Here is a 1,306-nt window from a genome sequence, read left to right as displayed (position 1 = left end):
AAGGGCACCTCGAAAAATAGGTCTTTCCTGATGGCGTGCAATCGGATTCAGCGTTTGACGCGCGGGTCGTGCGGTGACGTGGGGATTACGAGATGGGTCAGCCTGGATTGTTTGATCTTGAGAACCGGTATGCGGGCTTGGATGCGCATGGCGATCCGCTGGTGGCGATCAATGCGGCGGTGCCTTTTGAGATGTTCCGGTTGAAGCTGAAGACGGCTCTGATCAAGGGCGGGCTGCGTCGGTCCGAGGCGGATCGCAAGAGCGCTGCAGGCCGCAAACCTTGGGACGAGGTACTTATCTTCAGGGTGCTGGTGCTGCAGGCGCTGTACAACCTGTCGGACGAAGCGATGGAATACCAGTTGCGTGACCGGCTCTCGTTCATGCGCTTCGTCGGGCTGGGATTGGAGGACGCGGTGCCTGATGCCAAGACGCTGTGGCTATACCGTGAGGCGCTGGCAAAGGCGGGCGCAGTGGAGAAGTTGTTCAATCTGTTCGACGGCTATCTCAAGGACAAGGGCTATCTGGCGATGGGCGGTCAGATCATCGATGCAACCATCGTTCCCGCACCGCGCCAGCGCAACTCGCGCGACGATAATGCGACGGTGAAGTCGGGCAAAACCCCTGAAGAGTGGGAAAAGAAGCCGGCCAAGAACCGCCAAAAGGACAAGGATGCCCGCTGGACAAAGAAGCACGGGCGCTCGCACTTTGGCTACAAAAACCACGTGTGTATCGACCGTCGGCATAAGCTGGTGCGGCGGTATGGCGTGACCAGTGCATCGGTGCACGACAGTCAGAAGCTCGATGACCTGCTCGATGGCGCCAACACCGCCAGCACCGTGTGGGCCGACAGCGCTTATCGTAGCCACGAGGCCGAGGAGAAACTCGCCGCGCGTGGGTTCAAGAGCAGGATCCACCGTCGAGGCTGCCGCGGCAAGCCGCTCACGGCGCGGCAGGAGGCGGCGAACAAGACGCGCTCATCGGTGCGCTCGCGCGTCGAGCATGTGTTCGGCAGCCAGCACACCAGTATGGGCGGGAAGCTGGTGCGCACCATCGGCATTGTGCGCGCGACGACGAAGATCGGCATGCAGAACCTTGCCTACAACATGCGCCGCCTGGTCGTACTCGAACGTGGCAGGATGGCAGCACCATAGCGCCCAAAATCCACGATCCATGCCGAAATTGGCCGGATCACCGAGCGAATAGCGCCCAATCAGACTACTGAGGGAGACGAAATCGGCGTAAGCGCTGGCCGGACACCTCTCAGGCGGTCAACGCCAGCCCGAAGCCGCATTGTTCGAGGTGCCCT

General features: G+C 61.0%; 1 protein-coding gene. It reads left to right on the top strand.

Translation table 11 applies throughout. From position 1 onward, the window contains the following. Window positions 1-92: 92 nt before the first annotated feature. Entirely contained in the window at window positions 93-1,151 is a 1,059-nt protein-coding gene (locus SX1_RS22205; protein ID WP_019054865.1) for an IS5 family transposase, read from the top strand. Window positions 1,152-1,306 lie beyond the last annotated feature (155 nt).

This window comes from Sphingobium xenophagum NBRC 107872, from assembly GCF_000367345.1.
Classification (GTDB): Bacteria; Pseudomonadota; Alphaproteobacteria; order Sphingomonadales; family Sphingomonadaceae; genus Sphingobium; species Sphingobium xenophagum.
The sequence above is the reverse complement of the archived record's forward strand: the minus strand, read 5'-3'. Positions and strand labels throughout refer to the sequence as shown.

What these genes read in the sequence shown, in the direction of transcription:
- SX1_RS22205 (WP_019054865.1), top strand. Translation starts at nt 93, where the DNA reads ATGGGTCAGCCTGGATTGTTTGATCTTGAGAACCGGTATGCGGGCTTG.